A 26,159-nucleotide genomic window follows, 5' to 3' on the forward strand; every position below is an offset into this window, starting at 1 on the left:
AGCAACGATTCCCCCTGGGGATCGCCGCTGGTCCATACTTGTATCCGGGATTAACCCATTGGGGCCACAGCTTAAGTAAGTAGGGTTAAGGAGGTTAACCGCAATGCAAATGATTATCGCGCCTGCCAAGCGGATGCGGACCGACACGGATAACTTTGACGTGACCGGGTGGCCGGAGTACCTAGGGTCAGCGGACCAACTACTGGCGCAGTTGCGCACGCTCGATACCACCGCACTACAGCAATTGTGGCATACCAGTGACCAGTTGACCCAAAGTAGCCGTAGTTGGCTGAACCAAATGGACCTACGACAGCAGGTCACGCCCGCCGTCATGGCTTTTGTCGGCTTGCAGTACCAAAGCCTTGCGGCGGACTTGTTGACGGACGAGGCGTTAGCGTACTTGCGCGACCACCTGCGTATATTGTCCGGCTTGTACGGGATACTGCGGCCCTTTGACGGCATCGTTCCGTACCGGCTGGATATGGGCAGCAGGCTGGCGGTTGGTACGGCCCGTAATTTGTATGCTTTTTGGGGCCGGCGGGTTTACGCAGCGTTGGACTGGTCGGCACCGGTAATCAACTTGGCGTCTATGGAGTACGCCCGCGTCATTACGCCGTACCTCACGGGTGATGATTGCTTTGTGGATGTAGTCTTTGGCCGCCTGGTTGACGGCCACATCAAAACGCGCGCCACCTATGCAAAGATGGCGCGCGGGGCACTAGTGCGATTTGCAGCTTCGCACGCCGTGGACGACGTGGCGGGTCTGACTGATTTCGATGATCCCCATTACCGGTTTGCGCCGGCTCAGTCGAGTAGTCAGCGGTTGGTGTTTCTACGGCGTGACTAGTTAACTTTGAGGTTCCAAGTACAGCTGACGTAGGTCCGCCTGATTCTTTGACGATAGACGCAGCTCCTGACGGGCGTAATCGGACCAGGTACCGAACTCGCTGGTAACGAATTTCTGGACGGTATCAAAGTTATCACCGCCCGCCGCCGCTGCGTTCATTGTGTTGACCAGGGCGGACGCGCCGTGTTGGAGTTTGGCGTTGACAGCAGCACTCGACATGCCTTCGGGGTTGGCCAGTACTAGGTTGGTCAGCTGGTAATCCGCACGCATGACTGGGTGGGTACGCCCAGCAGGCCCTCAATCATCATGGCACCGACGCCAGTGCGATCCTTACCGGCTGCACAGTGGAAGACCAGTGCGTGTCCCGGAGTGGTGTTGGCCAACAGGAGGTCAAACAACTGGCGGTAGGCGTGCAGCGCGTGCCGGTCGACCAGCATTTCAATGTAGGCATCACCCAGGTCCCAGCTTTGTGGCCGTGGGGGCTGCCGGTGCTTCAGCTTATCCCAAAAGCTTTGTTCACCGGACAGCGGGTAGACTGACAGGTGTTGGTAGTTAGTGCCGGCCAGCAATTTGTCGGGGGACATCGAGACTTCTGTATCGCTACGCAGGTCAACTACGGTGGTCACCCCATAATCAGCCAGTTGTTGTTCGCCCACACCGTCTAGGTAACTGAGGGTGCCGGAACGTAATACTTTGTGCCAGGCGACGGTTCGCCCGCCAGTCGTGGGATAGCCACCCAGTTCGCGCAGGTTAATTGCGTTGGGGATGGTCAACACGCGTTCATGCGGCATGCGTGCCGCCTCCTTTCATAAATACTTGCGACCAAAGACGCCCATTCCCATTGTTTAGGGTGGGCGTCTTAGCATGCATGGGAATTTACATGTGCATGCCCATCTTCTTGTAGGACTCCATTCCGCCGAGCCACAGGTCCTTCATGGCGACCCCACGTTCCTTGGCAAAGGCTTGCATGAGCGTGTGGTGGTCCATCAGGTGGTACTGGACGTCTGGATGGGCCGGGTCGACCACTTTGATCTGGGCCATCATCCCGCCGTCCTCATGCTCAATGATGTGGCAGTGATACATAAAGACGCCCGGAACGTTGAACAGGACCTTGATGCGGACGTGTTCGTGAGGGTTGATGCTGACCGTGTCCTTCAGCCCGGTTTCGTTCGGGTAGGGCGCGTGGCCGTTCCGCGAGATGACCTGGAAGGCAGTCCCGTGCATGTGGTACGGGTGGATCATGCCACCCACCATATCGTTGGTACTGGTGATGTCCCAGATTTGGCACTTACCCATGGGCATTTCGTAGTCGATGCGTTGCATGTCAAACTTTTTGCCGTCGATCATGACCTCTTCGTCCATGCCGGACAGCACCACGTTTTTCACGGGTAGGTCTGGATCAACGTGGTATTCCGGTACGTCGAACAAGTGTGCCGGAATAGTGCTGTGGTCTGGGGCAAAGTCGCGGATGCGAAACTGCACGATCGGAACGTCATCGGAGTATAGGGTGACCCGGTCACCAGGGTGGTACTGACCAAAGTCGACCACAATTTCTTGACGTTCGGCACACGTGATCATGAGGTGGGTAAACGTGACCGGTTCTGGTAACAGGCTGTTGTCCCCAGCAATTTGGGTAAACGGTAGGTCGCCACTAAAGTGCAGGCGCCATTCCCGCCGGTTGGAGCCGTTCAGGATGCGTAACCGCACCTTCTGCGTGGTGACGTCAAAGTACGGGTTAATGGTGCCATTGATCATGGCAGTTGGTCCCTGAACGCCATCCGGGTCGTAGTCGGCCCGGTAATCCCACTGGTTATCCTCGTGGAAGCGCCGGTCCTGCAGAATTAACGGAATGTCGTCGACCCCATAGTTCCGCGGCAATGGGAGGCGACTTTCGTGGTCATCCTGAACGATGGCCATTGCGGCTAAACCATGCCACACTTGTTCAGCCGTCGACGGACACGGGTGCGCGTGCAGCCAGTCGGTTGAGGCCGGTTGGTGGATGGTGAAGGTCACGTCGCGTGCTTCACCAGGGTACACGGGCGCGTGGCAGCCACCATCTTCGATGGGTCCGGGAATATCGAGGCCGTGCCAGTGGAAGGTGGTGACTTCGGGCAGGTGGTTGACTAAGTGTAGGTGTACCGTCTCACCATCATGGTAGACGAAGGTTTGCCCTAGTAACGGCGCGTTATACCCCCAGGTTTTGGTCTTGGCACCGGGCAGCAGCTGCACCTCACCGGTTTGGGCGGTGATGGTGTAGTATACGTCCTGCCCCTCGACGCGATCCGGGGTGGCAATAGCGGGAATGGCCAACGGTTGCGGGGATGTGGTCGGCGCTTCGAGGGGAATGTAGCCGCCGTCGTGCGTATTATAGGCAGCTTCATCAAACAAATAATCGGTAATTACTGGTTGTGACATGGTGTTAACCTCCCTTTACTTGCACCCTGATGATAACATATTTCCAATATCCCTTCATTGGATTTAATGCCCGCGTACCGGCATTGTATGCGCTTGTGCGGCGCACCAATAATTTGTTGACCACGTCCCGGACTAACACGGTAGTGGCGGTCTCCAGTGGCCTGCTAGTTGCGGGACAGCACGGCGGGGCTTGCGTTGCGGACCCCCTTTGGCAAACAGCGGCGGAACGTGTATAATTAATACAAGTTATAGGAACAGGAGGCACAGTGATGGAGCCACAAACACGTAAAGAAGTGCGCGAAGCACGTGAACGTGCAACGGCGACTGCCCGTGAGCGTGACCGCAAGCGGATAGCCGTGGAACGTGACTACGCGCGCGAACAGGCAGTGAGTCGGACCGCGGCTAAGAGTCAGCAACGCATCGACCAGGAAGCGTACCACAAGGTGTCGGTTCTGAAAGCCAAATTGAATTGGGCAATCGGGACGGTCGTGGTGATGTTGATCATTGTCGCCTTAGTCCTGTTTCTAGTGTAAGCAGACGTACGCGTGGGTCGTGATCTACGCATGAGGAGGAACTCAGCATGAAAATTGGCGTTATCTGTGCCATGGAAGAAGAAATTCGTGAACTTTTGGCCGTTTTGGAGGATCAGGAAGAAGCCGTGGTTGCCAGTCAGCATTATTACCACGGCCACATTCACGGCCAAGAAGTGACCTTGGTGGAATCGGGCATTGGTAAGGTGCAAGCCGGCATGGTGGCGGCCATCTTGTTGGACCACTACCAACCGGACGTCCTGATCAACACGGGTAGTGCCGGTGGTATTGGTACGGGGCTCAAAGTTGGTGATGTGGTGGTCAGCACCGGGGTGGCGTACCACGACGTCGACTCCACCGCCTTTGGTTACAAGCCGGGACAATTACCGCAGCAACCGCAAATTTTCACGGCGGATGCCGACTTTGTGGCGAAAATCACGGCGGCGGCTCAGGCGACGAACCTGACCACGCACACGGGTTTAATCGTGTCCGGGGACCAGTTTATTAGTAGTACGCCGGCCATTAAACGCATTAAGGGTATTTTTCCGCAGGCGCTTGCTAGCGAAATGGAAGGGGCAGCCGTTGGCCAGGTTGCAACCCAGTTTCACACGCCATTCGTCGTGATTCGGGCGATGAGTGATGTGGGTGATGAAAACGCTAGCGTCAGTTTTGACGAGTTCATTATTGACGCGGGCAAGCGGAGTGCCGCGATGTTGCTGGCGTTCCTTGCTGCTTTATAGGCGGATATGTGCGAGTATGCTTGGCCACGAACCCATTGCGGGTTGGTGGCCTTTATTAGCAATTGACGGTAAAGGAGATTTTCATGAAGCACGTATATTTAGATAATGCGGCCACGACGCCAATGCATCCAGATGTCGTCGCGGCCATGACTGAGCAAATGAACGCGGACTTTGGTAATGCCAGTTCTACCCACTACTTTGGGCGGCAGGCGCATGCGGCGTTGGACCACGCCCGGCAAACGCTAGCAACAGCGCTGCACACCACCACGGATAACATCGTTTTTACAGGTGGAGCGACGGAGAGCAACAATACCGCCATTATCCGTACTGCCTACGCGCGGCGTGAGCAGGGAATGCACATCATTACCAGTGCCATTGAACACTTGTCGGTGTTGAACCCCTTGCGGCGGTTGGAACAGGAAGGGTTTCGGGTCACTTACTTACCAGTAGATGCCAACGGTGAAATTAGCATGAGCGACTTTGATGCCGCCCTCGACGATGAAACCACGCTGGTGACCCTAATGTGGGGGAACAATGAGGTTGGTAGCCGGATGCCGATCGACAAAGTGGGGGCGCGACTGCGCAGCCACCAAGCATGGTTCCACGTGGACGCTACCCAGGCGTTTGGGCTAGCGGATATTAACCCGCAGGCGCTGGGCATCAACATGTTGTCGGCGTCGGCACACAAACTGAACGGGCCTAAAGGTGTGGGTGTGCTGTACCGCGATGATACAGTCCACTTTACCCCGTTTTTGCTGGGTGGTGAACAAGAGACCAAACGGCGGGCTGGAACGGAGAATGTGCCGGGCATCGTGGGGTTCGGTGCGGCGGTGGCCCGGTTAGATAATGCGGCCAAAGCCGCACTTACCACACGCTATGAGGGTTTTACCAAGCAGATTACAACGGCACTTACGGATGAGGACGTAGAGTTCCACGTGAACGGCAACCTCACGCACGACCGGCTACCACACGTTCTCAACCTGTGGTTCCCAGGGGTCTCGACCTACGCGTTACAGACAAACCTGGACCTGGCCGGCTTTGCGGTTTCTGGTGGTTCGGCCTGCACGGCCGGCAGTTTGGAGCCCTCGCACGTACTGACCGCCATGTTTGGCGCCGATTCCCCACGCATTGCGGAATCGATTCGCATTTCTTTTGGTACGGTCACTACCAGTGAGGATATTGCTGCGTTTAGTGCCGCGCTCATCAAGGCTGTGAACCGGCTACGGGCGCGCGCGGCCACCAAGTAAGCGGGCAGTTGCGGAGCAGTGGGAACGCTTGCACCATAACGGATGTGGTAAAATAAGGGTAACAATAACGAATGGAGTGGTGGATATGGCTTTGGCAACGACGGCACAGGTAGTAGGGGATAAGCGGAAGTTCCGGCTGAGTCCGAACGTGAAGCGCTACACCCTGATGGATACTGGTTTCAAGAAGACCAACAAGGGCGGCTTTGAACTGGAGCGGTCGTTGGACCTCAACAGCCCGTTCACCAGTAATACCAAGCTCAAAGTGTTGGTCAATGCTGACCTGGATCAATTATCGATGTCGGTGACCACGGCCAACGGGTTGCGGGCGGTCGACATCTTTAAGTCGGATAAAACGGCAGGAAATGTCGAGCAGTTTAACTACGTGATCAATGACTTGGTGCAGCGGCAGGTACTGGAGCCAGTCACTGACTAATTCATGGTATAGCAAAGGGCCACATGAATAGTGCGGCCCTTTTTGTATAATAATGTGCACTGGTCAGATTAGAATGCCAGACCCACGAGGTAGTGCAACGTGATGGTAATCAAGCCAATGATAATATTACGAATAATGGCACGTCGGGCAAAACCATGCCCAAGTTGTGCTGACAGGTAGCCAGTGATAGCTACCGCAACTACGGTAGCGGCAATGGTAGCTGGCCACTGCCATTGTCCTCGGACCGTGGTCAACGCTAATAAAGGCAAGATTCCCCCCAAAGTGGCAGAAATCATGGAAGCAAAAGCAGCGGCCCAGGGGTTCATGAGCCTCGTTGCATCGAGGTGGTACTTTGCCGTGACAATAGTTGGTAACGGGTCACTAGCCATCAATTCATCAGCAATGGCCGCTGCCGTGGTGGCGGTGACCCCACGGGAAGTATAACTAGTAATGATGACTTGCCGGGCCGTGTTGGGATCCTGCTCGAGCGCAATGGACTCCCTGTCTACGGCTGCGGCCTCGGTGTCCCGCTGAGCGCTCACGCTGGCATATTCACCACCCGCCATGGAAAAGGCTACAGCAATCAGATCGGCAACTGCCGCGATAAAGAGGGCAAAGGCGTTGTTGGTAGCCGCACCCACCGAAAAAAAGCACTCCCACAACGGTTAGGATACCGTCATTGGCTCCTAACACACCTGCGCGGAGGGTGTTGGCCCTGGTGGCAAGAGAGGCATCTTTGTTAACTTGAATTGCTTTCATTATCGGCATCCCCTTAACGCGCAAATATGTGGCCCACTAACGTCGTGATGACCATCGTAACTAGACCTGCCACCACGTTGCGGACGGTGGCTCTCAGGATGTTTGCGTTACCTAGCCTAGCAGCAGTAGCTCCGGTAATCATAAGCGCCGCGACAACGGCGCCAACCGTTGCGGGGATGCGCCAGGTACTGTTGACCAAAGAAATCGTCAGTAGGGGTAGAAGTGATCCCAGTGGAAATGAAATGAACGAAGCCACAGCGGCTCCCATGGCGCTGGTTTGCTCGTGGGGGTCAATGTCATATCGCTCCCGGACCGCCGTGACCACGGGCGCACTCGTAAACATTTCACGGGCGGCCTGAGCTGCCAATTGGCGGCTCAGGCCGCTGGCGGCATACTTATGGGTCACAAAGTCGATTTCTGCCTGTGGGTCAAGTTTAAGCCGGAGTTTCTCGTCCGCCGTTGCCCGTTCTTCAGCGTCGCGCTGAGCGTGCACGCTGACGTACTCACCCATGGCCATCGAAATAGTGCCCGCCAGCATGCCGGCAAACCCGGCCAGGAGAATGTCATGTGTGTCGACGTTGGCGGCCGAGACACCGAGCACAATGGCGGCGACGGATAGAATGCCATCGTTGGCACCCATCACGCCAGCACGAATGAGGTTGATTTGTGCATTCAGACTCAGATTACGTACCCGAATGGTATTTTGTTTCATAATAATCAAATCCCTTCTTGCGGTTATTTCAGAGTGCGGGCACAGGTAAGTTGTTCGCATTCTAATAGTAATGGCTGCAATACGAGATACATACGTGGGTCATAATCCCCAGTTTGGTGACGATGGGTGCATCGCCACCAAGCTACTAATGATGACTCGAAAATATCGTCGTACCGCAGTTACGGCCAGCTATGTACCTAAGTGGTGGTCACTTTCTTTCCGTTATTTGATTGTTAGCGTTAATAACTGTAGGTACACCTAAAAATATGCCACTAACGGCGCAATTTGGCAACTAACGTTAGGTGTCGGGCAAAAAAAACGGTCGCGTCGATAACCAACGTGACCGTTACTATATCAATGCAAAGCTTACACCTGATTATGGTGCACAAAATACACTTTGCATTACGCTTTTTTTCATGTCCTGTTAGCTAGCCACCTTAGTTCGCAAGGTGGCGGTAGCAACATGGGGTGCCCGAATCAACTCGACATCTTCTGGTTGACGGTGCGTCAGCTGGCTGAGGACATACTCAATTTCGGCGTTCTGGATGTTGCGCCGTTCGTTGCGAAGCACCACTTCTTGGTGGTGGGGAGACTCAGTGAAAATCACCGTTGTCTGGCCCAGAGAGTAAACCTGAACGAGCTGAGCGTTGGTGTGCGCCAGTTGTTGTTGCACGAGGTTCGGGAAACTATTGGTAATGTCGACAAGCCGCATGACAATCAACCCTTTCTTTGTCTGGTTACCCTTATTATACAATGATTGGGAGCCGGATGAAAGCGGGTGCAGAAAACGGCCCAAGGTGTTAAAGTTTGGCCGTCCATCCCGGTTATTGTGCGTGCGGTGATTGGTCCCCACATGTGAGCGGTCACAGAACGACTACCGCAAGATGTCAACCTTCAGGTCGTTTCCGATGCCAAACAGCCAACCCATCAACGCAAAAACCACCCTGACGTTGGGGTCAGGTGGTACGTACAAACAGTATTCAGTTCAACCTTACTTTTTCTGCGCGGCATCAGCTGTGGCCGGGGCGGCAGCATGGTGATCTCACCATCGCTGATCCGGGCCTCAAGCTGTTGACTGGTGGGGTGATCCAAGAAGTAATCGGCAACGCGGTCCTCAATCTGCTCCTGAATGACCCGCCGAAGCGGCCGTGCACCCATGGCCGGATTGAAGCCCAGCTCAACCAACTTCTCCTTAACCGGCGTGGTGACGTGGATGTTCAGCCCTGCGTAGCCACGTTGGCGTTGGTATCGGCGATCATCAAGTCGACAATCTTCAGGAGGTCATCTTTCGACAGGGACTTGAACTCAACGATATCGTCAAAGCGGTTGAGGAATTCAGGCTTGAAGTAGTTGCCCAACTGGTTCATTACACTGTGTTCCTTACCAGCAGCTGCGGCCGCAAAGCCAACATTTGCCTCGGCATCCGTGGCGCCGGCATTACTAGTCATGATGATAATCGTGTCCTTGAAGGAAACGGTCCGGCCCTGACTATCAGTCAGGCGGCCATCATCCAGGATCTGCAGGAACATGTTCATGACGTCCGGGTGGGCCTTCTCGATTTCGTCTAGCAAAATCAAGCTGTACGGATGACGACGCACCTTTTCCGTCAACTGACCAGCCTCTTCATAGCCAACATACCCAGGAGGGGACCCGATCAGCTTTGACACACTGTGCTTCTCCATGTATTCCGACATGTCAAAGCGGACCATTGCGTCCTCGCTACCGAACAACTCGTTTGCAAGCTGCTTAGCCAGTTCAGTCTTCCCGACACCGGTAGGACCAACAAAGAGGAAGCTACCAATTGGCCGACCCGTCTTATTAAAGCCGATCCGGTTACGCCGAATAGCCCGCGCAACTTTGTCCACGGCCTGATTCTGACCAATAATTTTGGCCTCCAGGTGTGGTGCCAAGTCCTTTAACTGTTCTTGCTCTTGCTGCTTGAGTTCACCGACGGGGATGTTCGTCTTTTCTTCGACAATTTGTTCCATATCCTTCTCGGTGATCTGCGGCACATCTTCGTCAGCACTAGACTGCTGGTCGGACTTCATTTTGTTCAACTTGTTGACCTGGTCGCGGTAGAAGGCCGCTTTTTCATAATCTTCGGCCTTCAGGGCGTCCTGCTTTTGGGATTCAGCATCGCTAATCTTCTTATCAATAGCGGCAGGGTCGATTGGTGTGATGGTCAGGTTCTTACGGCTACCTGATTCATCCAGCAGATCGATGGCCTTGTCGGGCAGGAACCGGTCCTGAATGTAACGGGCTGACAACTGTGCAGCGGCCTCAATGGCCTTGTCCGTGTACTTGACGTGGTGGTAGCTCTCGTACCGTCCTTGAATGCCCTTCAAAATGGCAATCGTTTCGTCAACGGACGGTTCGTCGACCGTGACCGGCTGTAGCCGACGGGCAAGGGCAGAGTCTTTTTCGATGGTCCGGTACTCACTGTTCGTGGTAGCACCAACTAGTTGGATCTCACCACGGGCCAAAGCCGGCTTCAAGACGTTACCCGCGTCCATACCGCCTTCAGCGTTGCCGGCACCTACAATCTCGTGAATTTCGTCAATAAACAGGATAATTTGTGGATTCTGCTTCATTTCGGTGAGCAGCTGTTGCATCCGCTGTTCGAATTGGCCACGCATGCTTGTACCCTGAACCAGGGATACGACGTCAAGCTGAATCACCTGACGGTCTTGCAGTTTCTGGGGTACATCACCATTAGCAATCTTCAACGCCAGACCTTCAACCACGGCAGTTTTGCCGACCCCAGCTTCACCAATGAGTACGGGGTTGTTCTTGGTTCGACGGTTAAGAATTTCAATCACCCGGGCGATTTCCTTGTCCCGACCAATCACGGGATCAATTTCACCGTTCTTGGCCTGGGCAGTGAGGTTCACGCCGTATTGACCAAGGAGTGAGTTGCCGTTGTTCTGACCGCCACGGGGATTCCGTGGACCTTGTCCGCCAGCCTGATTCTGCGGACCTTGACTGTCGGAAGCACGCTGCTGATTTTCGTTCATAGCACGAAAGATACTTTCGAGGCTGTTAAAACCGAACGGATCACCAGTGGAGTTGGTAGCTTCTGCTTGTGCCTTTAATTCTTGGTAGCAGTTCTGGCAGAGGTTGATCTCACGCTTGGTGCCGTTCACGTTGGTATAAAGGTGAATTGTAGCAGGGTTCTGCTGACAGTTTTCACACAACATGCACAACACGTCCTTTCTTCGGGTTCTTGATCAACGTCAGGTACGTTTGACCTTTATTGACCTTGATGCTAGTGTACAACCAATACTTACTGAATGCAAGCACTCTCGAGGTGAGAGTGCTAAAAAGTGTTGCTCACCACTTTTTTTCTGACCAACTATTCCTATTATATAACGCGAGTCCGGCGTGACAACGATGAGTGCAAACTTTTACTGGTGGGAGCCACGGCGCACGATTTAGGGGTGAAGCACAGCGCCTGGAACCCGAGTGAACATTGTCCCTGAGGTAGGGCGCTAGGGTGGATTCAGCGAAAAACTTATAATTTGGTGCTGGTTAATTGTGGTGTAACCGATTTCGTGATAAAATTGGAAGTACCTGTTGAAAGGAGTATCCATGTAATGGCAGATGATTATGTAGCACTGATGGATCAATTACGGGACGGGAGCCTCGCGGAACTACGAATCAAGCCCGAGCAATTCATGGCATTTCGTACCGCTTGGAACAATTACCCGCAACGTAAACAAATTGTTGGTTCAGCTGAACGTGGTGGCGACATTGTCTACCATGCCGAAAGCGACAAGTAGTAACCGCATCCATTAAAAGTGTTGTGCAGCGTCCGCAAAAATGGTAACCTTTACAGGAATTAACTTTTACTAGCAAAAGGAGAGATTTTTCATGGAAACACGTGATTATAACATTATTGCTGACAGCGGGATTCATGCACGTCCTGCTACCCTGTTGGTTCAGTCCGCAAGTAAGTTCCAGTCGGACGTTAACTTGGCCTACAACGGTAAGTCCGTTAACTTGAAGTCCATCATGGGTGTCATGAGTTTGGGTGTCGGCAAGGGTGCTGACGTTACCATTACCGCAGAAGGTGCCGACGAAGCCGACGCTATTGCTGCGATCGACGAAACCATGAAGAAGGAAGGCCTCGCTTAACATGACCAAAGAACTCAAGGGTATTGCAGCTTCCGACGGTATTGCCGTTGCGAAGGCCTACCTGCTCGTAGAACCTGATCTTTCCTTCGATCAGAAAACCATTACGGACACAGATGCCGAAGTTGCGCGGCTTAAGGACGCCACTAAGGCTTCTCACGACGATTTACAGCTGATTCGTGATAAGGCAAAGGAATCGCTCGGTGAGGAAGAGGCTCAGGTTTTCGATGCTCACATGATGATTCTGGACGACCCTGAGTTCACCGGTGCCATCGAAAGCAAGATTACTGATGAAAAGGTCAACGCTGAACAGGCGTTGGATGACGTCTCCAAGATGTTCATTGCTACCTTTGAAGGCATGACTGACAACCCATACATGCAGGAACGTGCTGCCGACGTGAAGGATGTTTCCAAGCGTCTGATGAGCACCTGTTGGGTGTTGAGTTGCCTAACCCAGCCTTGATCGACGAAGAAGTTGTTATTGTGGCGCACGACTTGACGCCTAGTGACACCGCTCAGTTGAACAAGAAGTTCGTTAAGGGCTTTGTGACTGATATTGGTGGGCGTACCGCTCACTCGGCTATCATGGCGCGGTCGCTGGAAATTCCGGCCGTTGTGGGGACGGATTCCGTGACTAAGAGCGTCAAGGCTGGCGAGACCATCGCGGTTGATGGGTTAAACGGTGACGTCGTGGTTGATCCATCCGCAGAACAGCAGGCCGACTTTGAGAAGCAGGCTAAGCAGTATGCTGCCGACCGTGCAGAATGGGCTAAGCTCAAGACGGCCAAGACCGTTACGGCTGATGGTAAGCACTTCGAATTGGCCGCCAACATTGGTACCCCCAAGGACCTTGAAGGTGTACACGCCAACGGTGCCGAAGCGGTCGGCCTGTACCGGACTGAGTTCCTGTACATGGATTCTTCCGAATTGCCAAGCGAAGACGACCAGTTTGAAGCTTACAAGGAAGTGCTCGAATCCATGAGCCCGAAGCCAGTCGTTGTTCGGACGATGGACATTGGTGGTGACAAGCACTTGCCATACATGCCACTGCCAGAAGAAATGAACCCATTCTTGGGTTACCGTGCGATTCGGATTAGCTTGGACCGTCAGGAAATCTTCCGGACACAGTTGCGGGCATTGCTGCGGGCTTCTGCCTTCGGTAAGCTACGCATCATGTTCCCAATGATTGCGACGATTCAGGAGTTCGAGGCCGCCAAGAAGATCTTCTTGGAAGAAAAGGCTAACCTGGAAAAGGCGGGCACGAAGATTGCTGATGATATCCAGTTGGGTATCATGATAGAAATCCCTGCTGCTGCCGTTCTGGCGGATCAGTTCGCTAAGCACGTGGACTTCTTCTCTATTGGTACGAACGACTTGATTCAGTACTCAATGGCTGCCGACCGTGGTAACGAACACGTTTCCTACCTGTACCAGCCATACAACCCATCCATTCTGCGCTTGGTTAAGCACGTTATTGACTCTGCGCACAAAGAAGGCAAGTGGACTGGCATGTGTGGTGAAGCTGCAGGGGATCCAGTGATGGTGCCATTGCTGCTCGGCATGGGTCTGGACGAGTACTCAATGAGTGCTACTAGCATTCTGAAGGTACGTAGCCTGATGAAGCGGCTCTCAACCGAAGACATGAAGAAGTTGGCTGAGACTGCTATGAACGAAAATATTACCAATGATCAGAACAAGGAATTGGTTGAGAAGTTTGTTAACTAATTCGTTACGTCAACTGATTGTAGTTGCTCGCGGAGACGCGGGCAACTTTTTTTTATGTTTGGCTTAGAGTAACGAGCTGATGTATGCGTCAATCGGTGCACTTGCCCGTGCGGGTACATCAACCACCACGACCACGAGCGCATAATTGGTGTGATAGTAGCGATGGTAGGGATTGCAAAAGGCCAATGTTTACCGTACTCTTACAAGGTAGGCAGTACACTAACCAATTATTACTGCACAGTATACGTTTTGGTTGGGAGGAAAAGTTATGAGCCATATTGCAATCATCATTGCCGGTGGTTCTGGCCGGCGGATGGGTCAGGATATTCCTAAGCAGTTTATTAACGTTTATGATAAGCCGGTTTTGGTGTATACCCTCGAAAGCTTTCAAAATCATCCCGAAGTTGACGCGATTGAGTTGGTTTGTCGCGATGGGTGGCAGAATGTGGCCCTCGCCTACGCCAAGCAGTTTAACATCACGAAGTTGCAATGGGTAGTTACTGGTGGTGGGACTGGCCAGGAATCGATTCGTAATGGTGTTTATAACCTTGAGGGTAAATGTGACGACAACGATACCATCATTATTCATGATGGTATCCGTCCCTTGGTGGATGGTGCGGTTCTTAGCGATGTCATTGTTAAGTGTGGCATTCATGGTAATGCTGTTACTTCGTTACCTTATAATGAACAAATTTTTGTTGTTGATCCTAACGACGCGACTAGTACTACACAATACATTCCGCGCGAAACGTTGCGCCGCGTGTCCACCCCACAAGCGTACCGGTTCGGTAAGTTGGATTGGGCCTACCACAAGGCTTCAAGGAAGAGATTGGCATTTATGGGTCCTCCTATACCAACACCATGATGGTCGAGTTGGGTGAACGGCTTTACTTTGCGGCTGGTTCCGATAAGAACATTAAACTGACCACTAAGGATGACCTCGAGATGTTTAAGGCTTACCTGAAAGCCGATAAGGATAACTGGTTGAAGTAGGTGATTACATGACAACCGATATTCATTTGAATGCGCTCTACCGCGCAGACGTGGAGTATGTGGCTTCTTTGGCTTTGCCGTGGGACCAGATGAGTAACGTCGCAGTTTTGATTACGGGGGCCTCAGGCATGCTGGGTAGTTTTATGGTTGACGTGCTCATGCACCGCAATTTAACCGCAGGGATGCAGTGCAAAGTTTATGCTCTAGGACGTAACTTGGCTCGTGCCCAAAAACGTTTTGGGGCGTACTGGAATTCAGCAGATTTTGAGTTTATTGCGCATGACATTAACACGCCCCTCACGCAACCCTTGGCCAACTTAGGGTACATTTTCCATCTGGCCAGTAATACGCATCCGGTTGCTTACGCGACGGATCCTATTGGGACGATTACCACGAACATCATTGGCACGCACAACCTACTGGAGTTAGCAGCCAGTCAGCATATTCAGCGATTTGTTTTTGCTTCGTCAAATGAAGTTTATGGCGAAAATCGGGGTGACGTGGAAAAGTTTGATGAGGAGTATTGCGGTTACATTGACCCGAACACGTTGCGGGCGGGGTACCCTGAAAGCAAACGGTGTGGGGAAGCCTTGTGCCAGGCGTACCTGTCCCAAAAGGGTGTGGATGTTGTGATTCCACGGTTGACCCGTTCATACGGCCCCACCGTTAAGCCAGAAGACAGCAAGGCCATTTCCCAGTTCATTAATAATGCGCTGAGGGGTGAGGACATTGTCCTGAAAAGTGCCGGACACCAGCAATATTCCTTTACCTACGTTGCGGATGCAATTGCTGGTCTCTTGACCGTGGCCCTCAAAGGTACCAGTGGGAACGCTTATAATATCGCGGACAGTCGGTCAGATATCTCGTTGCGTGAGTTGGCCACAATCATTGCACATGCGGTGGGCCGGACCGTTACTTATGATCTGCCCAACGCCACGGAGCAAAAGGGGTTCAGTAAGGCCACGAAGGCGTTGTTGGACTCAACCAAACTACAGGGCTTGGGTTGGACCGCCAAGTATGATATTGCGGCCGGGATTCATCGGACCCTGAGCATCATGCAGGGGTAACGGGGGGCAAGTTGAATTATTTATCGCGTGATAAAGCCTGCCCACTGGTAGTGTTGTTTTCACGGGATGACGTCAGTTGATGTATATCTAAGCACGACTAAAGGAAATGGTTCCCAAAATGTGGGGACCTTTTTTTTAATACATTGTGTTTACAAATGTAAATCTTAAGCGTACAATTACATTTGTAAACGAACGGAGGTAGCGACATGCACGACTTAACTTTTAACGTAAGCCCGGCTGAATGGTCGGTATTACGGATAATCTGGACCCTCGGCGGGGCGGATACGGGGACCATCGTGGACGCTTTGGTGGAAAAGCGCGGCTGGGCCCCAGCAACCATCAAGACTTTGTTGGGCCGGCTGGTCAAAAAGGGTGCTTTGACCACCACCAAAGACGGCCGGCAGTTTCACTACACGGCCACAATTGGTGAGCAGGAATCGATGGAACACGTGCTGCGCGGCCAGATGGCGGCGATGTGTGCCATGAAGGTTGGGGGCGCGTTAGCCCAGACCTTGGCCGATGTACCCCTGAGCAAAGCTGATATTCAACAGCTGATTACGGTTTTGCAGGGGAAGGCTGCTACCGCTCCGGACACGGTAGCGTGTGATTGCTTGCCCGCCAGCATGCGGGACGGTGCTCAACAACACCAGTGCTAACAACCGATGAAGATTGGGGAATAGACATGAAAAGAATGAACGCGCACGATAATGAAATGAAAATGGATGACACAGACATGGCGGCAATGGCTGATGGTAACATGTCAGGGATGGACATGCACAGTATGAGCGGCATGGACATGGACGAGATGGATATGGACGGAATGCCCGGGATGGATGATCCCGGCATGAAGTACATGGGTAACCTGAAGCAGAAGTTTTGGGTGAGCCTCGGGTTGATGCTCATCGTCGTGGCCCTGGCGCCCTTGATGGGTTTGAGTGTCAACATTGGTGGTTTACACTTACCGATTACCTTTCCTGGTAGTCAGTGGGTATTACTGATCGCGGCCACGGCACTGTTTCTCTATGGGGGCTTGCCGTTTATCCGTGGGGGTATTGCGGAAATTCGGGCCCACCAACCCGGAATGATGGCGTTGATTGGACTCGGCATCACGGTGGCGTACGTGTACTCCGTGTACGCTTTTGTGGCGAATAACCTGTTGACCGGGCACGCACACCTGATGAACTTTTTCTGGGAACTCTCGACCTTAATCGTCATCATGTTGCTAGGACACTGGGTTGAAATGAATGCCGTCATGAAGGCCGGCGACGCGACGGCTAGTTTGGGTCAGATGCTGCCGGACACAGTGCACATGGTGCATGACGGCCAGGTGATGGACATGCCGTTGGCGGACGTGCAAGTGGGTAGCCAGCTGCGGGTGTTAGCGGGTGAGTCCATCCCCGCTGACGGGCAGATCGATGATGGTTCAACCAGTATTAACGAGGCTTTGGTTTCCGGTGAGTCCGCCCCCGTTAGCAAGACGGTCGGCGACCAAGTGACCGGTGGGACCGTGAATGGCGATGGCACCATTACCATGACGGTCACGGCTGTGGGGGACGATGGCTTTATTGGCCAGATTGGCCACATGGTTAGTGATGCCCAGCAGCAAAAGAGTCGCGCCGAAAACATTGCTTCCCGGGTGGCCGGCTGGTTATTCTACATCGCGTTGATTGTCGGGCTCTTGACCGTCGCGGTGTGGTCACCCATTAACGGCTTTGGTCCGGCGCTGATGATGGGCGTGACCGTCCTCATCATTGCCTGCCCACACGCATTGGGGTTAGCTTTGCCCCTGGTCATCGTGCGGGCGACGGGGATGTCGGCTAAACGTGGACTCTTGGTGCGTAACCGGAATGCCTATGAGGCAACCAGCAAGGCCCATTACGTTATGTTCGATAAGACCGGGACGTTGACCACGGGCCACTTTACGGTCAACGCTGTGCAGCCCCTGGTCGATGACATGACCGCCAATGAGCTGTTAGCTGACTTTGCGGCGTTGGAACAAAGTAGCACCCATCCCTTTGCTACGGGGGTTATGAGTGCGGCTAAGGCTCAGGACGTGACGGTGCCGGCAGCGACCGACGTCCAGACTATCCAGGGTGCCGGATTGCAGGGCACAGTCGATGGTCATAAGTTGCTGATCGTGAACGCTAAGTACCTGGATGAACATGACGTGGATTATGCTCACAACCAAGTCCAACAACTTGCTGCTGCGGGCAATACGGTGTCGCTGTTAGTAGTCGACGGCCAGGTTCAGGGAATGATTGCGGCCGGTGACGTGGCTCGCCCTGAAGCAGCCAGCGCCATCAAGGGCTTGAAGGCAGCCGGACTCGTTCCGGTGATGTTGACCGGTGATAACCAACAAACTGCCGACGCCGTTGCCCAAACGCTCGGCATTGACGATGTACACGCTGAACTCATGCCCGCGGACAAGGCCCAACTGATTGCTGATTATCAGCAACGTGGTGGGGTATTGATGGTCGGCGATGGGATCAACGATGCGCCTAGTCTGGCGGGAGCGACGTGGGTATTGCCATCGGTGCGGGTACTGATGTGGCCATTGATGCGGCGGATGTGGTGCTGGTCTCGAGCAAGACCACGGACATCCTCAACTTCGTCCGGCTAGCGCAGGCGACGAACCGTAAGCTGGTGCAAAATATCTGGTGGGCTGCGGGCTACAACATTATCGCCATTCCGCTGGCTGCTGGGGTCTTGGCACCAATTGGTATCACGATGCCGGCCGCACTGGGTGCTGTCGTGATGAGCTTATCGGCTGTGATCGTGGCGGTTAATGCCATGACGTTGCACGCACCACACTTGGAATAACTCGTTGTATACGCAAAAGCTGCGTCCAAATTATTTTGGGCGCAGCTTTTTTTAATTAGGCTTGCTTACCGTTGGTACGGGTAAGGCGCTTAGTTTAGGGTTGCGGGATCGACGACCTTATAACCGGTCTCGAAGTATCCGTTAGCGCTGGCAGCGCGGTTGGTGAAGGCCTGCAGTGGCTTAAATGCAGGCGTGGTCTTCAGGGCAAAGTAGTTGCTACCGCGCAACCAGGAGGTCATCAACATGTAGTTGACCTCAGGGCCTTCCTCACGCATGAGGCACATCATGCCGACGCCGGGGTACTGGTCGCGCTGGTCGATCAGCTTGGCCATGTTAGCTTCAAATACCGCCACGTCATCGCTGGTCAGGCCAAAGTGCATAAAATGTATGTACTCGTTGAGGGCCACCTGACCCGTAAGAATGATGGGCCGGTAACTGACCGGCATGGCGTACTTGCCGGTACCACTCAAGTCGAGTAAGGCGTAATCAGCACCGTGGTTACTTGGTGCTAGTAAAAATTGTTGATCTTGATTGTGTAGCAGGGTACGCAACACTGCTTGCGTACCGAACACAGTTTGGATACGATTAGTCATAGGAACACCTCCACTTAAATTATACCGCGCATTGGCGGGTGGAGGACCGACGGGAGGTAAACAAAATGCAGATTCAGGTATTAGGATATTATGGCGGCTACCCAGCGGATGGCGTGGGCACGAGTGCGTACCTTGTTACCAGTGGTGATTACCACTTGCTGATGGATGCGGGGAGTGGTTCACTGCTGGCGTTGGAGCCGATTTTGGACCCGCTGCAGTTGGATGCGGTGTTATTGACGCACTATCACCATGACCATACAGCCGATGTGGGCACGTTACAGTATTACTGGCAGTTACGGCCTGGCGACAAAAAGGAGCCGGTTCTACCTATTTATGGGCACACTAAGGACCATTGAACTTTGCGGCGCTCACCTTTGGCCAGTTTACGGTGGGACGTGGCTACACGGCGGACAGTACCCTCAACTTGGGACCATTGCGGTTGACGTTCCTGGAGACGCAGCACCCGGTGCCGGCCTTTGCCGTACGCATTGAGGAAACGACGACTGGCAAAGTCGTGGTGAATACCAGCGACACGCGTTACTTTGACGGCCTGGCACCGTTTAGTCAGGGTGCGGACATGTTGTTGGCGGACACGAACTTCTTGGCGGACCAGCCACAGCCGCGGTGGCACTTGACGGCTCCAGAAGCTGGACGGGTGGCGGCTGATGCCCACGTCGGGCAACTGGTGTTGACACACTTGCCACAAACGGTGGATCTGCACGAATTGCGTGACCAGGCGCAAGTCACGGCCGGAAATGTGCCGGTTTTACTAGCCAGTGAGCACCGCACCTTAAGGGTCTAAACGTAGTCGATGGTGGGTGTAGTTGCCAGTATGTGGTTCCGGTAGTTGCGCGGTATACTCGCCGCTTTGCGGCAGTCCCGGGTCAGTGGGCCAACGCTGTGGACTGATAATGTTAAGCGGTCAAGACGAGCGAGTACGGGCAAAAATCATCACCATCGCTGGTCGGCGCCTGCGCTCCGGGCAGCGGTCATCATCGAGTGGTTCAGCGTGCCGCAGTAGCCCGGCGCACGCACAACTTGTTTTTGTTTGGTCATTACTTACTATTTGCATGTGTCTGCATTTAGCGTTAGACTGTACTCTCGAGTGAGATTAATGCTTAAATTTGCGGGGCTGAGCCTGCAGTGAAGGAGTGATTGCAGCATGGAAATGGAACGAATTAACGCCGACACCATCCGCGTCTTCCTGGGTTCCGACGATTTGAAGTCGCGGGGCATCAAGATGTTGGATCTGTTGAGCAATCACGAAGACATTGAGCACTTCTTTTACGGAGTGCTTGAAGAAGTGGATACCAAGCACGAATTTGCGGGCAACGAATCCGTCACCTTCCAGGTAATGCCCAGCAGCGGTGGCCTAGAGATGTTTATTTCGCGCAACCACGATCAGGACAACCAGTCCAACAATAAATCCGCAGCCCGGCCGCATCAGGAAGCCCACGACGACGTGACGTCGGTGGATGAGTTTGCGGCGCTGGCCAAGCGGCATTTGGATCAGGCTCAAATTGATAAGGCGCAAGGCGATGAGGACGACGAGGAGTCACGTTTGTTTACTGACGAGTCGACGCCGGTGGCTGTGGCTTTGCGGCTCCCCGACTTTGAAGCATGGTGGGCCTGGCACGGAGTCTCCGTTTGGACGGCGGGACCAGTGACCTGTACCAGTATCAGGGCCACTATTACCTAGTGTTGACCTTCCACCCCAACGCCATTAGTGAACGTGAGGCTGAGATTCAGTTAGCAATTGCCCATGAGTATGGTGATGCCGCCGACGTTACCGCTGAACAGCTGGCTGAGTACGGTCAGCGGCTGATGGCTACGAGCGCGTTAGAGACTACCCGGTACTACTTTGTGCGGGGACATCAGGCGTAGCCTCGATTAAATATAAAACTTTATTGTATGGAAAAAAATAATCCGTAGCGGGGCGCACCTCGCTGCGGATTTTTGTACGGATAGCGTTGAGCCGATTCACATGATCACCCTGATAATCGCTAAAGCCACGATGCCCACAACCGCCACGGCCAGCAGGGAGCGGGTGACGACTGCTGCAATCACCGCAGGGACGGTGGCAATGGTATAGGGCACGTTGAGGCTGGGCAAATGGCCCAAATGTTGGGTGAATAGGTTACTAATGACGAGGGCGGCCATAATGCTGACGGGCACAAAGCTGAGAAATTCCAACACGATGGCGGGTAGTTGCCATTTTTTTTAACAGGATGAAGGGGATGACCCGGCACAACCAGGTGACCAGGCCGCAGCCAATGACGACTAATAACGAGTACTCAAAAGAAGACATGCTTAACCCCCATTCCTAATAAGCAGGACGTGATGGTGACGACCAGGACGAGCACACTGCTGGGAATAAAAATCAGCCCCAAGTACATCAATACGCAGACGATGGCGACCACGATGCCTTGCAGCAGTAGACCCATGCGCCGGTCACCAATAATTTGCAGGTACAAGAGCCCGATGAACATGGCGACGAGGGCAAAGTCGAGGCCAAACGCGTTGGGATTCGGAATTAAACTCCCAACGAGGTTGCCCACCAGCGACGCCAACGCCCAAATACTGTAGGCAAAGATGTTTGCGGCGTTAAGCCAGGTAAAGCTGAGGCGGTGGTTGGTATAGTTCAGCTTGCTCATGGTGAGGGCGAACGTTTCGTCGGTAATGAGGGTGCCGAGCCACACGTTACGCCACATGCTTTCTTTGCGAAAGTAGGGGGCAACGGTCATGCTGACGAGAATCATGCGGGCGCTGACCATGAGTACGGCGAAGATGATCGATATGTACGCGCTGCTGGCGGCAATCATGCTCACAATGATAAATTGTGCGGTGCCGCTGTATGCCAGCAACGACATGAGCAAGGTGATGAGTGGTCCGTGACCGCCACCCCGGGCGACAATTCCAAAAGCCAGGCCAATACCAATATAGCCAAAGGCGGTAGGATGGTATCACGGATACCGGTACGGAAATCTAGTTGGTTATTCACAGGTGGGCGACCTCCTCATATGCGTTTGGCGTTGGTGACCAAGCAAGATAGTACACAAAAACGTGACCCCCGCCGTTAACTGCATCGACGAACGTCACGCGGTTGAGCTGATTGCTGATGCTACCAGGCTGCTATGCCGGCAAGGACCCGAAGTCCACCAGGTGGGACAATTGTGCCGCCTGTTTACGAATATCGTCAGGAAGCGCCTGTGAAATGGTAAATGTTGTCTGCATGTGGTGCGGATCAAAATCAGCGGGCACGCTGACGATTGAGTAGAACGTATTATCAGTATTATCGGGAATGGTGCTTAGGGTGTATGCCGTTATGGCGGCTTCTTCCTTTGGTAGTTGCTTTAGGAAGTCAGCCAGGACCCGGTAGGAGTAATAAACCGTCTCAGCATAGGTTTCTCCAGAAGCGTATAATTGTGGAATGTTGAGAAACTCAATGGTGTAGCCATGATCAGTTTTGGTATTTTTAGCAACAAAAAAAGTACCGGCGCTTGGTTTCTGGCATATGGTATCACGTCCCTTCGTAGCAAATCTCCCTCAATAAAATTATAGCACGGTGAGAAACGGTAGTCCACACTCAAAAAAAATCTAATTTTTACTAAAACAGGCATTTTTTTTGGTGCACATGCTTGGCAGCAGTAAACGTGCATGCTATAATTATTTCCGTTGTTGCGGTCGTAGTTTAATGGTAAAATCTCAGCTTCCCAAGCTGATGTCGCGAGTTCGATTCTCGTCGACCGCTGTAGTTTGTCGGTATGTTAGAGGAAGTTCGTTAAGGCCTTTCAGTGAGCTCACGGGTGGTGCGATGTGGGTAGGCAGTGCGAACGGCGCGCTAACACGACACTTAAGTATAAATAGCATTTAAGTGGGCGGTCACGCCAACAAGAGTGGTACCGCGGGCGGAGGCTCGTCTCTTTCGTAAGAAGGGGACGGGCCCGTTTTTGAATACATGGAGGAACATAACGGTATGGATTACAAGCAGCAGGTTGTGCAGGCATTAGCGGCGGTGCTCGGTGATGAGTTAACTACTGACACAATTAACAAGTTAGTTGAACAGCCGAAGTCAGACGATTTAGGTGATTACGCCTTCCCGACCTTTGCCCTGGCGAAGGTGCGCCGGATGGCACCACCCAAGATCGCGGCGGATATCGTCGCGGCCATTGACCAGTCGCAGTTTGACCACGTGGTGGCACAAGGGGCCTACGTCAACTTCTTCCTGGACAAAGTGGCCTTTGCTCAAGATACGTTGACGACTATTGCTACCCAAGGCAGCCACTACGGTGATGCGCAGGTGGGTCACGGGAACGTTCCCATTGATATGAGCAGTCCCAACATCGCCAAGCCCATGTCAATGGGCCACCTCCGGTCAACGGTGATTGGGAACTCCCTGGCCAAGATTTTGACCAAGATTGGCTACACCCCCATCAAGATCAACTACCTGGGGGACTGGGGCACCCAGTTTGGCAAGCTGATCGTGGCGTACAAAAAAATGGGGTAGTGAGGCCGACGTGAAGGCCAATCCCATCAAGCACCTGCTTGAATACTACGTGCGCTTTCACAAGGAGGCTGAGACCCAGCCCGAGTTGGATGACGAAGCCCGGGCTTGGTTCAAGAAGCTCGAAGACGGTGACGCCGAAGCGACAAAGCTGTGGCAGTGGTTCCGTGGTGAGTCCCTTAAGGAATTCAAACGGATCTATGACGTCCTGGGGGTCGACTTTGACAGCTTCAATGGTGAGGCGTTCATGAACGACAAGATGGATCCGGTGATCCAGGAACTCGAAGACAAGCACCTGCTGCATGAAAGCCAGGGTGCGGAAATTGTTGACTTGAGCAAGTATGACATGAACCCGGCGCTGATTCGTAAGAGCGATGGTGCCACGTTGTACATGACCCGGGACCTGGCCGCGGCCATTTACCGGCACAACCAGTACGACTTTGCGCAGAGTCTCTACGTAGTGGGGATGGAACAGAAGGAACACTTTGAACAGTTAAAGGCCGTGCTCCTCGAAATGGGCTACGACTGGGCCAATGATATTCACCACATTCCGTTCGGTCTGATTACTGCCAACGGCAAGAAGTTGTCCACGCGTAAAGGAAACGTGATCCTGCTCGACAAGGTACTGCAGGAGGCCGTTGATCTGGCCCAGGACCAGATCGCCGCTAAGCACCCAGACTTGAAACACGCAGATGCAGTGGCTAAAGCCGTGGGCGTGGGCGCGGTCGTCTTCCATGACTTAAAGAGCGAACGTAAAGACAGCTTTGACTTTAACCTGGAAGAAGTCGTGCGGTTTGAAGGCGAGACTGGTCCGTACGTGCAGTACACCAACGCACGGGCGCACAGTATCCTGCGGAAGACGGACGTACAGCCGGATGCACACGTACAATTGACCGACGATCATGCTTGGCCCGTACTGAAGCAACTAGCGGCCTTCCCCGACATCGTGTTGCGCGCCGCTAACGAATACGAGCCGTCCGTCATCGCTAAGTACGCTTTGCGTCTGGCCAAGAGCTTTAACCAGTACTACGCCCACACCAAGGTGTTGGTTGACGACGACGAATTAGCTGGGCGCCTGGCCCTTGTGCAGAGCGTCACGGTGGTTCTTAGCGCAGCTTTGGGTTTGTTGGGTGTGCAGGCGCCAGCAGCTATGTAGCTGGAGAACGCGGAGGCAACCATGAAGAAAGCAGAGCGTCAACGAATCGTGAGTCGCATCATTAGCGCGCAGGTGATCGAGACGCAGCAGCAACTGCTCACGGAGTTGCAGCGAGCGGGGGTCAAGGCAACCCAGGCAACGGTGTCGCGCGATATTCGGGAGATGAATATCGTTAAGGCCAAAGGTGCGGACGGTCGCACCCGGTACGTGATTTATTCGCAGAAGACGGATAGCAGTCTGGATAAGTTGTTGGCGTCAATTCGTGATAACGGATTGAGCATTACCCGCGTGCAGTTTTTAAACGTTATTCACACGGTACCGAGCAACGGGAACCTGCTCGCGGCCCTGATCGACGACATCGAGTTCACCCAAGTGGTGGGCACGGTGGCCGGCCACGATACGATCGTGGTCATCAGCCCCGATGAAGATGGAGCCCGGTGGTTCAACCAACTGTATCAGCGTGCGTTTGGTAACGCTTAGAATTGCGGACTCACAACAAAATAACCACAAAATGACCGCCAGCATGTGCTGGGGGTCATTTTTGTGGCGTCTGTTCAGCTAAAAGGGGACGGTACTCGTGACGGTTTGGGTGCGGGTACTGAGTGGTTTTTGCCACGTGAGTGTGGTGGCGTGCAACATCAACCGGTCCGCGGGCGCGTGCCCGTACAATGGGTCACCCAGGAGGGGATGACCAATGAAATCCATGTGTACGCGAATTTGGTGGGTGCGCCCGGTAGCCAGACGTAGGGTGATCCGATCATAGCGGGTGGTGCGGCTTTGCACGCGGTAGAAGGTGGTGGCCGGTAAGCCGTCCGTCCCCACCATTCGCCGCCGAATGTCGTCCGGCCGGTGGGCGATGGGAGCGTCAATACGGCCCCAATTTTGGGTCATTCCGGGCGTCACGAGCGCGGTGTATGTCCGCCGCAACGTCTTGGTGGCCAGCTCCCGGTTGATGATGGCCTGCGTCAGCGGATCGCGGGCCAGGAGAATTAGACCACTGGTAGCCATGTCGAGACGGTGCGTGATGTAAATGGGCGCGCCATTAAAGTGAGCGGCGACCCTTCCAATGAGGCTATCCGTATCTCCCACCGCACTCGGATGGGTCTTGAGACCGGCTGGTTTGAGCGCAACAATCACGCGCTGGTCGGCGTAGGCAATCTTGATGGGTGCTACCACCGGCGCAATGACCGGAGCGGGTGCGGCAAAGGCGATGGTGATGGTGGCGTCATCTGGGACCGGCTCAGTGAGTGATTGGTAGTGGCCGTTGACCAGGATCTGTTGCTGCCGCCGCCATGAGCCTGAAAGTGTTTGGGTACCGTCCACGCGCGCAGTTGCGCCCGGAGCTGGGGCCGGCCGGAACGTGGTTGATAGTGAAATTAAATTCGGGCATTGGTTTTCTCCTGCTGGTTAGGAATCGTATAAATAATGGCGATCAATGGGGTGCTACGGGCGGTTATGCTACAATTACGGGGATAGGATTGAAGGGA

The 26,159-nt window shown here is 53.7% G+C and carries 18 protein-coding genes, 1 tRNA gene and 10 pseudogenes; 18 read left to right on the top strand and 11 right to left on the bottom strand.

Features of this window, described 5'->3' with window-relative positions; genetic code table 11:
- The first annotated feature begins 103 nt into the window (after positions 1-103).
- Positions 104-847: a peroxide stress protein YaaA gene (gene yaaA, locus JCM13996_RS01265; protein WP_054749298.1), complete on the top strand. Its 744-nt coding sequence runs from the start codon at positions 104-106 to the stop codon at positions 845-847.
- Here yaaA and JCM13996_RS01275 read toward each other — a convergent pair.
- Positions 848-1,638: pseudogene (locus JCM13996_RS01275) on the bottom strand (tyrosine-protein phosphatase).
- Positions 1,639-1,723: 85 nt separating this feature from the next.
- Complete coding sequence (locus tag JCM13996_RS01280; protein WP_054749301.1) at positions 1,724-3,262, bottom strand: multicopper oxidase family protein; 1,539 nt, start codon at positions 3,260-3,262, stop codon at positions 1,724-1,726.
- A 269-nt stretch (positions 3,263-3,531) separates the two neighbouring features.
- Between JCM13996_RS01280 and JCM13996_RS01285 the strand changes: the two genes are divergently transcribed.
- The 4 genes from JCM13996_RS01285 to JCM13996_RS01300 all read left to right on the top strand — a co-directional run bounded on the left by JCM13996_RS01285 (position 3,532) and on the right by JCM13996_RS01300 (position 6,212).
- Entirely contained in the window at positions 3,532-3,795 is a 264-nt protein-coding gene (locus JCM13996_RS01285; protein WP_054749302.1) for a hypothetical protein, read from the top strand.
- A gap of 47 nt (positions 3,796-3,842) precedes the next feature.
- A complete protein-coding gene (locus JCM13996_RS01290) occupies positions 3,843-4,532 on the top strand; it encodes a 5'-methylthioadenosine/adenosylhomocysteine nucleosidase (protein WP_054749303.1) in 690 nt (229 codons plus the stop codon).
- A gap of 83 nt (positions 4,533-4,615) precedes the next feature.
- Positions 4,616-5,779, top strand: coding sequence for a cysteine desulfurase family protein (locus tag JCM13996_RS01295; protein WP_054749304.1), 1,164 nt, complete (start codon positions 4,616-4,618; stop codon positions 5,777-5,779).
- Positions 5,780-5,864: 85 nt separating this feature from the next.
- On the top strand, positions 5,865-6,212 hold the full coding sequence (locus tag JCM13996_RS01300) for a DUF1831 domain-containing protein (RefSeq protein ID WP_054749305.1): 348 nt from the start codon (positions 5,865-5,867) through the stop codon (positions 6,210-6,212).
- Positions 6,213-6,280: 68 nt separating this feature from the next.
- Here the strand turns inward: JCM13996_RS01300 and JCM13996_RS01305 are convergent.
- From JCM13996_RS01305 to JCM13996_RS01320, 4 genes and pseudogenes are all read right to left on the bottom strand, one after another.
- A pseudogene (locus JCM13996_RS01305) lies at positions 6,281-6,971 on the bottom strand (VIT1/CCC1 transporter family protein).
- Between the two features lie 13 nt (positions 6,972-6,984).
- Positions 6,985-7,683, bottom strand: coding sequence for a VIT1/CCC1 transporter family protein (locus JCM13996_RS01310; protein WP_054749306.1), 699 nt, complete (start codon positions 7,681-7,683; stop codon positions 6,985-6,987).
- A 424-nt stretch (positions 7,684-8,107) separates the two neighbouring features.
- Positions 8,108-8,395 carry a DUF1827 family protein gene (locus JCM13996_RS01315; protein WP_054749658.1) on the bottom strand — a complete coding sequence of 96 codons (288 nt, stop codon included), beginning with the start codon at positions 8,393-8,395 and terminating at the stop codon, positions 8,108-8,110.
- Positions 8,396-8,610: 215 nt separating this feature from the next.
- A pseudogene (locus tag JCM13996_RS01320) lies at positions 8,611-10,880 on the bottom strand (ATP-dependent Clp protease ATP-binding subunit).
- 396 nt (positions 10,881-11,276) lie between these two features.
- On the opposite strand from JCM13996_RS01320, the gene ykzS reads away from it, so the two are divergent.
- The 8 genes and pseudogenes from ykzS to JCM13996_RS11375 all read left to right on the top strand — a co-directional run bounded on the left by ykzS (position 11,277) and on the right by JCM13996_RS11375 (position 18,419).
- Positions 11,277-11,462, top strand: a complete 186-nt coding sequence (ykzS, locus tag JCM13996_RS01325) for a protein YkzS (RefSeq protein ID WP_054749307.1) — start codon at positions 11,277-11,279, stop codon at positions 11,460-11,462.
- 91 nt (positions 11,463-11,553) lie between these two features.
- The gene (locus JCM13996_RS01330) at positions 11,554-11,817 is read left to right on the top strand and encodes a phosphocarrier protein HPr (protein WP_054648891.1); all 264 of its coding nucleotides are present in this window, start codon (positions 11,554-11,556) and stop codon (positions 11,815-11,817) included.
- Between the two features lies 1 nt (position 11,818).
- Positions 11,819-13,539, top strand: a pseudogene (gene ptsP, locus JCM13996_RS01335) (phosphoenolpyruvate--protein phosphotransferase).
- 268 nt (positions 13,540-13,807) lie between these two features.
- Positions 13,808-14,532, top strand: a pseudogene (locus JCM13996_RS01340) (IspD/TarI family cytidylyltransferase).
- 8 nt (positions 14,533-14,540) lie between these two features.
- The gene (locus tag JCM13996_RS01345; RefSeq protein ID WP_054749308.1) at positions 14,541-15,599 is read left to right on the top strand and encodes an NAD-dependent epimerase/dehydratase family protein; all 1,059 of its coding nucleotides are present in this window, start codon (positions 14,541-14,543) and stop codon (positions 15,597-15,599) included.
- Positions 15,600-15,805: 206 nt separating this feature from the next.
- Entirely contained in the window at positions 15,806-16,255 is a 450-nt protein-coding gene (locus JCM13996_RS01350) for a CopY/TcrY family copper transport repressor (RefSeq protein WP_054749309.1), read from the top strand.
- Between the two features lie 26 nt (positions 16,256-16,281).
- Entirely contained in the window at positions 16,282-18,219 is a 1,938-nt protein-coding gene (locus JCM13996_RS01355) for a heavy metal translocating P-type ATPase (RefSeq protein WP_225353399.1), read from the top strand.
- A complete protein-coding gene (locus JCM13996_RS11375) occupies positions 18,147-18,419 on the top strand; it encodes a hypothetical protein (RefSeq protein WP_225353400.1) in 273 nt (90 codons plus the stop codon). The genes JCM13996_RS01355 and JCM13996_RS11375 overlap by 73 nt, the downstream gene beginning before the upstream one ends.
- A gap of 89 nt (positions 18,420-18,508) precedes the next feature.
- On the opposite strand, the gene JCM13996_RS01360 is transcribed toward JCM13996_RS11375, so the two are convergent.
- A complete protein-coding gene (locus JCM13996_RS01360) occupies positions 18,509-19,012 on the bottom strand; it encodes a hypothetical protein (protein ID WP_054749310.1) in 504 nt (167 codons plus the stop codon).
- Between the two features lie 65 nt (positions 19,013-19,077).
- Between JCM13996_RS01360 and JCM13996_RS01365 the strand changes: the two are divergent.
- Together JCM13996_RS01365 and JCM13996_RS01370 are read left to right on the top strand one after the other, a co-directional pair.
- Positions 19,078-19,814 (top strand): annotated as a pseudogene (locus JCM13996_RS01365) (MBL fold metallo-hydrolase).
- Positions 19,815-20,180: 366 nt separating this feature from the next.
- Positions 20,181-20,896: pseudogene (locus tag JCM13996_RS01370) on the top strand (adaptor protein MecA).
- Positions 20,897-20,992: 96 nt separating this feature from the next.
- Here JCM13996_RS01370 and JCM13996_RS01375 read toward each other — a convergent pair.
- From JCM13996_RS01375 to JCM13996_RS12700, 3 genes and pseudogenes are all read right to left on the bottom strand, one after another.
- Positions 20,993-21,320 (bottom strand): annotated as a pseudogene (locus JCM13996_RS01375) (AzlD domain-containing protein).
- A pseudogene (locus JCM13996_RS01380) lies at positions 21,307-22,013 on the bottom strand (AzlC family ABC transporter permease). Before JCM13996_RS01380 ends, JCM13996_RS01375 begins: the two co-directional pseudogenes overlap by 14 nt.
- Positions 22,014-22,144: 131 nt before the next feature.
- Positions 22,145-22,528, bottom strand: coding sequence for a hypothetical protein (locus JCM13996_RS12700; RefSeq protein ID WP_082383745.1), 384 nt, complete (start codon positions 22,526-22,528; stop codon positions 22,145-22,147).
- A 164-nt stretch (positions 22,529-22,692) separates the two neighbouring features.
- Between JCM13996_RS12700 and JCM13996_RS01385 the strand changes: the two genes are divergently transcribed.
- The 3 genes and pseudogenes from JCM13996_RS01385 (at position 22,693) to JCM13996_RS01395 (ending at position 25,152) form a co-directional block, all read left to right on the top strand.
- Positions 22,693-22,763 (top strand) — tRNA-Gly (locus JCM13996_RS01385).
- A gap of 225 nt (positions 22,764-22,988) precedes the next feature.
- Positions 22,989-24,672 (top strand): annotated as a pseudogene (gene argS / locus JCM13996_RS01390) (arginine--tRNA ligase).
- Positions 24,673-24,693: 21 nt separating this feature from the next.
- A complete protein-coding gene (locus JCM13996_RS01395; RefSeq protein ID WP_054749311.1) occupies positions 24,694-25,152 on the top strand; it encodes an arginine repressor in 459 nt (152 codons plus the stop codon).
- Between the two features lie 78 nt (positions 25,153-25,230).
- On the opposite strand, the gene JCM13996_RS01400 is transcribed toward JCM13996_RS01395, so the two are convergent.
- Positions 25,231-25,995, bottom strand: a complete 765-nt coding sequence (locus tag JCM13996_RS01400) for an RluA family pseudouridine synthase (RefSeq protein ID WP_054749312.1) — start codon at positions 25,993-25,995, stop codon at positions 25,231-25,233.
- Between the last annotated feature and the right edge of the window lie 164 nt (positions 25,996-26,159).

The organism is Lacticaseibacillus thailandensis DSM 22698 = JCM 13996, from assembly GCF_001312865.1.
GTDB classification, from domain to species: domain Bacteria; phylum Bacillota; class Bacilli; order Lactobacillales; family Lactobacillaceae; genus Lacticaseibacillus; species Lacticaseibacillus thailandensis.

Bases quoted from the DNA above. Each gene is read 5' to 3' on its own strand.
- JCM13996_RS01315 (WP_054749658.1), bottom strand. From the start codon at position 8,395: ATGCGGCTTGTCGACATTACCAATAGTTTCCCGAACCTCGTGCAACAA.
- JCM13996_RS01290 (WP_054749303.1), top strand. From the start codon at position 3,843: ATGAAAATTGGCGTTATCTGTGCCATGGAAGAAGAAATTCGTGAACTT.
- JCM13996_RS01345 (WP_054749308.1), top strand. From the start codon at position 14,541: ATGACAACCGATATTCATTTGAATGCGCTCTACCGCGCAGACGTGGAG.
- JCM13996_RS01360 (WP_054749310.1), bottom strand. From the start codon at position 19,012: ATGACTAATCGTATCCAAACTGTGTTCGGTACGCAAGCAGTGTTGCGT.
- JCM13996_RS01285 (WP_054749302.1), top strand. From the start codon at position 3,532: ATGGAGCCACAAACACGTAAAGAAGTGCGCGAAGCACGTGAACGTGCA.
- JCM13996_RS01350 (WP_054749309.1), top strand. From the start codon at position 15,806: ATGCACGACTTAACTTTTAACGTAAGCCCGGCTGAATGGTCGGTATTA.
- JCM13996_RS01355 (WP_225353399.1), top strand. From the start codon at position 16,282: ATGAAAAGAATGAACGCGCACGATAATGAAATGAAAATGGATGACACA.
- JCM13996_RS01330 (WP_054648891.1), top strand. From the start codon at position 11,554: ATGGAAACACGTGATTATAACATTATTGCTGACAGCGGGATTCATGCA.
- JCM13996_RS01280 (WP_054749301.1), bottom strand. From the start codon at position 3,262: ATGTCACAACCAGTAATTACCGATTATTTGTTTGATGAAGCTGCCTAT.
- JCM13996_RS01300 (WP_054749305.1), top strand. From the start codon at position 5,865: ATGGCTTTGGCAACGACGGCACAGGTAGTAGGGGATAAGCGGAAGTTC.
- ykzS (WP_054749307.1), top strand. From the start codon at position 11,277: ATGGCAGATGATTATGTAGCACTGATGGATCAATTACGGGACGGGAGC.
- JCM13996_RS01310 (WP_054749306.1), bottom strand. From the start codon at position 7,683: ATGAAACAAAATACCATTCGGGTACGTAATCTGAGTCTGAATGCACAA.
- JCM13996_RS01395 (WP_054749311.1), top strand. From the start codon at position 24,694: ATGAAGAAAGCAGAGCGTCAACGAATCGTGAGTCGCATCATTAGCGCG.
- JCM13996_RS01295 (WP_054749304.1), top strand. From the start codon at position 4,616: ATGAAGCACGTATATTTAGATAATGCGGCCACGACGCCAATGCATCCA.
- yaaA (WP_054749298.1), top strand. From the start codon at position 104: ATGCAAATGATTATCGCGCCTGCCAAGCGGATGCGGACCGACACGGAT.